Below are 6,380 nucleotides of genomic sequence, written 5' to 3'. Positions count from 1 at the left end.
TCCTCCTTTGGGCTTGGCCGGTTCAGGAGGAAGGAGCGGCTCAATCACCGCCCACAGAGCATGGGAAGCAAGAGGTTTGGCCATGCCAAACCAACGCCCTCACCTCGGTTTTGTTAGACGCTCTAAAACGGACGTGCGCAACGGCGCCGTGACATCCAGGCCAGGAGGAGACAAACTCATGCATATTCTTGCAGTGACGGACTTTTCGACCCGCTCGCAGCGGCCTGTGCGACGAGATGGCCTCCTGGCGCAGGACAACGGCGCCGACCTTAGCGTCGTGTCCGTCGTGGACGACGACCATCCGTCGGACTTGGTCGTGCTCGAAATGTGTGAGGCTTAACCAATTCTCGACGAGTAGGCCGGGGCGATTGCCGAATTGCGCAGGCTACGGCTACGCCCTGTTGTCGTCGAGAGTGATGCGTTCGACCTGCACCCTGCGAACGGCCACGGGTCGTTAGAGCATTTTTCGTTGGATTGGATCTGGTTCGCAGCCAAGAATGCGATCAAGCGAAAGAAAGCGGAAGAATAAGAGGCTAATCCACTTGCGTGGATTCAGCCCTCGCCTCCAACGCACTGGCCGTTGCTCGGAAGGTCGGAAACCGTAAGGGCGACGGAACCAGTGCTCCACCGGATGGTGCAGGAGAGCCGACCATGTCCAACAGCCAGCCTGAACTCCTGCAGTTCTATCGCAGCGAGATCAAGTTCCAGAGCGATCTGCTGTCAAGCCGCCTCAACTCCTTGCTCACGTCGCAGTCGTTTCTGCTCATCGCTTATGCATCTGCCATGAGCGGGCTTGTTGGTACATGGAAAGATCCTTTCACCTTACTGTTCCCGCCCGTTCTGGCTGTTCTCGGTCTCATCCTGTCCTTCCAAGCTTGGCCCGGGATTCGGGCGGGCTACGCAGTCATAGCAACGTGGCAGCAGAAGGAGCACGAACTGCTCACCCGCACGGCCGATCTCAATGCGTTCGACTACCTTCCCGCCCCACGTGAGACGGCCGATGCACCGGAGCGATGGATCAACGAGCGGTCTGAAGAAGGAGCCCTGTTCACGAAGCAGGCTCCTTTGGTCTTCATCGTTGCATGGTGCTATTTCGCAGGCTTGCCTTTTGTGATGTACGGCTTCTCCTAAGGGGCGGAGCCGGCCCGGACCGGTGGTGACTTCACTCGCGCAATACAAGGAAAGGGCAAGCCTGAGCGGGAAAGGGACGTGACCGCCGTTAGCCCGTGCCTTTCGCATGAAGGTAGTGCCTGAAGCGATCGTAATGGTTGATTACGTCGGCGATCACCTGAGTCGTCTCGTACCCATAGATGTCGTATCCGAGGCCGCCCTGGATCAAGAACACTTCTGCCCGAAAGTAGAGATATCGCTCGCCCTCGCGTCGCGCCGCATCGGTCAATGCGAAAGCCGGAACCGGATAGCCCACTGCTCGCACGGCATACACGAAATCAGGCACATTATCGCCATGGTGGACGATCAGCTGCAGGCCGTCCCCCACCCGTTCGACCTTGGCCTCCAGGTTGCGTTTCCCAAGATCGGTCACGATGGTTTCGAATGCTTTTGCGATGGTCGTGCCGATGTAGCTCAGAATCTGCCGTTTCGACGGATGACTGACGATGGCGCCAAGCCGGCGCCGCCAAAAGGCCGCTGCCTCCGCCTGGATGGGCGGCGCGGACGGCACCCTTCCGCTGGCCCGCAGGAAGACCTCATCGCTCAGCGCCTTCCAGATGCCGTAACAGATTAGGAGCATCACCACGGCGAGCGGCAAGGCCGCGATGACCGCTGCCATCTGCACGGCCGCCAGACCTCCCGCGAGGAGCAGACCTCCCGCAAGGCCGCCGCAGGTCAGCGCCCAGAAGATCCGCAGCCATAACGCCGGCTCTTCCTCGCCCCGCGCGGTGAGCATGGCGATCACTAAGGCGCCTGCGTCGGACGCCGTGATGAAGTAGACGGCAACCAGCAGGCCCGTGATCCAGGACAGGAGCACGGACCAGGGCAGATAGTCAAATACCGTAAATAGAGCGATCGGCATGTTCTCGGCAACCGTGCGCGAAATCGCGCCATCCGCTTGCTTGACATCCAGCCAGATGGCGATGTCACCGAAGATGGTGAACCAGATAAAACTGAATCCCGCCGGAGCGAACAGGACTCCGAGCAGGAACTGCCGGATGGTACGCCCCCTGGAAATGCGCGCGATGAACATGCCGACGAAAGGTGACCACGAGATCCACCAGCCCCAGTAGAACAGGGTCCACTTTCCAATCCAGGCCGCGCGCCCCGAAGGCGAAAGTTGATCGTAGGCATAGATGTGAAATGTTCGTGGGACAAAGCCGGTCAGATACAGGCCAATGTTCTCCACGAGCGCTTGCAGGAGGAACCTCGTCGGTCCAAGGACCAGGATCAGCCCCATCAGCACGAACGAGACGATGAGGATCATCTCGCTCAGGCGTCGGATGCCGACGTCGAGCCCGGTTGCAACCGTCAGCGTGGCGAGGACCGTCACGATTCCGATCAGGAGAATCTGGATCGGAGTGCTTTGCGGCAAGCCGAACAGGTAATTGAGGCTCGCGTTGAGCTGGGCGACGCCGAGACCAAGGGAGGTCGCAAGTCCGGCGAGGGTTCCGACGACGGCGAAGATGTCGATGATGTCTCCGGCCAAGCCGTGAATCCTCTCGCCGAGGAGGGGGCGAAACGCGGACCGGATCACCAGCGGCTGCCCCCGTCGGTAGCCGAAATAGGCGAGCGCCAGCCCGAGCACGGCGTAGATCGCCCAGGCATGTACGCCCCAATGGAAAAAGGTCACCTCCATGGCATCGCGCGCCGCCTGTACCGAGCGAGGTTCGGCGTCGGGGGCATGGAGAAGTGCGTGATCGGCTCGGCCACACCGTAGAAGACGATGCCAATTCCCATCCCGGCGCTGAACAGCATGGCAATCCATGTGCCGTAGCCGTAATCCGGAAGCGCCTCGTCGGGTCCGAGCTTGACTGATCCAAGGGGGCTCACGACCAGTGCCAGCAGGAACATGACGAAGATGCCGACGGACAGCATGTAGAACCAGCCGGCTTCCGCGAGGATCCAACTGTTCGCCTGCTCGAACAGCGTGGCGGCCTGTTGCGGAGCGACGCTGGCATAGAGAATGAGTCCGAGCGCGATGAATGCGGAGCCGAAGAACGTGACCGGGGCAATGCCGGCAAGCGCCGTCTTCAAGGGCACCGAACGGTCCCATGCTGGGAGAGACCGTACCCAGGGCCGAACGCGGCGGGGATATGGCGACTATCCCCGCGCCAGCCCCGGATGTGCCGTATGGCCTCTATCATGGCCTGTCCCCACGAGCAATCGATGCATGAGAGTCAACCGAACCGAATGGCGCTCGTTCCGAGGGGAGGGTGGAACTTCCGGCTTTCAGGCTTGTTCCGAAGTGAGCTGTGGCGGTCCGTTGTCATGATCGCCGTGTCGGAAGGGGACCCGATGAGCAAGTCCAAGGAAGCCGGTCAGCGCTCCGATGTGCCGCATTACGCGAATGCCACCGGCGGCTGGGGATCGCTCAAGGGAGTCGGCCGCATCCTGGCCGACCAGAAACCCACCTTCGGCGCCCTCCGCACGCTAATGCGCCAGAACAAACCAGGCGGGCACATGTGCACCTCCTGCGCCTGGACCAAGCCTGCGCAGCCGCACCTCTTTGAGTTCTGCGAGAACGGCGCGAAGGCCACGATCTGGGACCTCACGCGTGATCGCTGCACGCCCGACGTCTTCGCCGCACATAGCGTGACCGAGTTGCGTGGCCTGTCGGATCATGAGCTGGAGGAGATGGGGCGGCTCACACATCCGATGCGCTACGACGCCGCCTCGGATCGCTATGTCGAGACGACCTGGGAGGAGGCCTTCCAGGGGATCGGGGCGAAGCTCAGAGAGCTCGATCCGCGCTCGACCGTCTTCTACATGTCCGGCAAAGCCAGCCTGGAGACCGCCTATCTCTACGCGCTCTTCGCACGACTCTACGGGCACAACAACCTGCCCGACAGTTCCAATATGTGCCATGAGACCACGAGCGTGGGGCTCGAGAAGGTGATCGGGATCGGGGTGGGCACCTGCGTGCTGTCGGACTTCGATCATTGCGACCTGATCCTGTTCTTCGGGCAGAATACTGGAACCAACTCGCCCCGTTTCCTCCACACGCTCAAGGCCGCGAAGGAGCGGGGGTGCACGATCGTTACGTTCAATCCGATCCGAGAGAGAGGCCTCGTCGAATTTGCGGATCCCCAGAATCCCGCTCAAATGACGGTGAAGCCTGCGACCCGGATTTCCGATATTTATCTTCAGGTTCGCCCCGGGGGCGACATCGCGGTGCTGGCGGGACTGTGCAAGCGCGTGCTGGACCTTGACGCCGAAAGGGGAGGGGGAATCCTTGATCGGGCCTTCATCGAGGAGCACACGACGGGGCTCAATGAACTCGAGGCGCGCCTGAGCGAGGTGTCCTGGGAGGAGATCGAAAGGGAATCCGGCCTACGTCGCGAGGAGCTCGACGAGGTGGCAAAGATCTACGCCACATCGAAGAACGCCATCGGCATCTACGGAATGGGCTTGACCCAGCACGTCAGGGGTTGGCTCAACCTCGCCATGCTCGTGAACCTGCTCCTGCTGCGCGGCAACATCGGGCGGGAAGGGGCCGGCATCTCACCCGTGCGGGGGCATTCCAACGTGCAGGGGCAGCGCACCGTCGGGATCACCGAGAAGCCCAAGAATGTGCCGATGGACAAGCTCAAGGGGCTGTTCGGCTTCGAGCCTCCGCAGGAGGAGGGGCGCTCCACCGTTGATCTGGTCGAAGGGCTGCTCGACGGCTCGGTGCGGGGCGTCATTTCCCTGGGCGGCAATCTCGCACGCGCCATTCCCGACCGGGCGCGCGCCGAGGAGGCCTGGCGGGGCCTCGATCTCAACGTGTACGTCGCGACCAAGCTCAATCGCTCACACCTGCTGCCGGGACGGGCTGCCTGGCTTCTGCCATGCCTCGTGCGGGCCGAGGAGGACAAGCAGGCGACAGGGCCGCAGGCGGTGACGATGGAGGACAGCCTGAGCATGATCCACGGCTCGCTCGGTAAGCGAGAGCCCGCCTCGCCGCACCTGAAGTCCGAGGTCGCCATCGTCGCGGGGATCGCCAACGCGACGCTGCCGCCCAATCCCAAGGTGAAGTGGGACGAGTGGACGGGCGACTACGGGCTGATACGCGATCTCATCGAAGCCACCTATCCGGATAAGTTCGGCAACTTCAACGGGCGCCTCTTCACGCCGGGCGGGTTCCACCGGGGTAATTCGGCGCGCGATCGCGAGTGGAAGACCGAGTCCGGAAAGGCGCAGTTCACGGCGCCCGAGGTACTGACAGCCCTGGGCAAGCCGCCTGCGGGCGACGAGATCACATTGATCACGCTACGTTCGAACGACCAGTTCAACACCACGATCTACGGTTTCTCCGACCGGCTGCGGGGGCTATCGGGGCCAAGGGACATCCTCCTCATCAACCCCGAGGAAATGGAGAGACGGGGACTCTCGGAGGGACAGGTGGTGACGCTCGAATGCGCCGTGGAGGACGGCACAGAGCGGGTGGTGCGGGGACTGAAGGTCGTGCCCTACGACCTGCCGGATGCTTGCGTCGCGGCCTATTATCCCGAGGCCAACCCACTGATCCCCGTGGGCTATCACGACGAGTTGTCCAAGACTCCTGCCTACAAGGGGGTGCCGGTTCGCATCCGCGCCCACGGGACAGGCGCGTGATGGTGTCGCTGGAGATCTATTGCCGGTCGGTGGCGCGATCCTGGATTAGCTTCACATCTCGGTGCGTGTGCGTCATACCAGCCAGGCGTTGGCAAGCCTGCTGAAAATTACAGCTATCCCTCGCTGAGAAGTTCAGCACCTTGGCTGTACGAGTCCAGCGAGCCGTGTAACCTATTGTCTATTCTCATCGAAAAATGCTGACAGGATGGCTCCCACAATGCGGAACTCCCTATGCTGCCAAGGTTTAAGCAACAATTCCGATTGAGATAACCCGCGTCGGAAATAACTAATTGCGCGAGATCTGAATTCGGAGCAATTTTTAGAGCAATCAGACGCAAAAGTGAGTACCGGCTTTGCGTGGAATGATGCTCGACATCAGATGCCTGATGCATTTGACATGAAATAGAAGTGTGTCCAATGCGCTAGGATTCTGTCACGAACTTGTAAGTTTTGTAGAGCCGCCAACAGGAGTATTGCACATGCCAATGCCGCTCCTGGATACCATCAAGACACCGGACGACCTGCGTCGTCTTTCCGAAGGGCGGCTGCAGCAGGTTGCGGACGAGCTGCGCACGGAGACGATCAGCGCCGTGTCGGTGACCGGGGGCCATCTC

General features: G+C 61.3%; 4 protein-coding genes and 2 pseudogenes. 4 read left to right on the top strand and 2 right to left on the bottom strand.

Annotated elements, in window-relative coordinates; all coding sequences use genetic code 11:
- Positions 1–84: pseudogene (locus tag ACS5Q0_RS27165) on the bottom strand (IS5/IS1182 family transposase); the annotation flags it as partial.
- 94 nt (positions 85–178) lie between these two features.
- On the opposite strand from ACS5Q0_RS27165, the gene ACS5Q0_RS27160 reads away from it, so the two are divergent.
- Both ACS5Q0_RS27160 and ACS5Q0_RS27155 read left to right on the top strand, forming a co-directional pair.
- Positions 179–340, top strand: a complete 162-nt coding sequence (locus tag ACS5Q0_RS27160; RefSeq protein ID WP_473129741.1) for a universal stress protein — start codon at positions 179–181, stop codon at positions 338–340.
- Between the two features lie 311 nt (positions 341–651).
- Positions 652–1,131, top strand: a complete 480-nt coding sequence (locus ACS5Q0_RS27155; protein WP_473129740.1) for a hypothetical protein — start codon at positions 652–654, stop codon at positions 1,129–1,131.
- Positions 1,132–1,219: 88 nt separating this feature from the next.
- On the opposite strand, the pseudogene ACS5Q0_RS27150 reads toward ACS5Q0_RS27155, so the two are convergent.
- Positions 1,220–3,213 (bottom strand): annotated as a pseudogene (locus ACS5Q0_RS27150) (BCCT family transporter).
- Between the two features lie 255 nt (positions 3,214–3,468).
- On the opposite strand from ACS5Q0_RS27150, the gene ACS5Q0_RS27145 reads away from it, so the two are divergent.
- Positions 3,469–5,766: an FdhF/YdeP family oxidoreductase gene (locus ACS5Q0_RS27145; RefSeq protein WP_473129739.1), complete on the top strand. Its 2,298-nt coding sequence runs from the start codon at positions 3,469–3,471 to the stop codon at positions 5,764–5,766.
- Positions 5,767–6,245: 479 nt separating this feature from the next.
- On the top strand, positions 6,246–6,380 hold a 135-nt coding region (locus ACS5Q0_RS27140), incomplete at its 3' end, for a 1-deoxy-D-xylulose-5-phosphate synthase N-terminal domain-containing protein (protein WP_473129742.1).

It is taken from the genome of Microvirga sp. HS2, from assembly GCF_055792805.1.
The sequence above is the reverse complement of the archived record's forward strand: the minus strand, read 5'-3'. Positions and strand labels throughout refer to the sequence as shown.

Excerpts from the sequence above, each read along its gene's own strand:
- ACS5Q0_RS27160 (WP_473129741.1), top strand. The coding sequence starts at position 179 with ATGCATATTCTTGCAGTGACGGACTTTTCGACCCGCTCGCAGCGGCCT.
- ACS5Q0_RS27155 (WP_473129740.1), top strand. The coding sequence starts at position 652 with ATGTCCAACAGCCAGCCTGAACTCCTGCAGTTCTATCGCAGCGAGATC.
- ACS5Q0_RS27145 (WP_473129739.1), top strand. The coding sequence starts at position 3,469 with ATGAGCAAGTCCAAGGAAGCCGGTCAGCGCTCCGATGTGCCGCATTAC.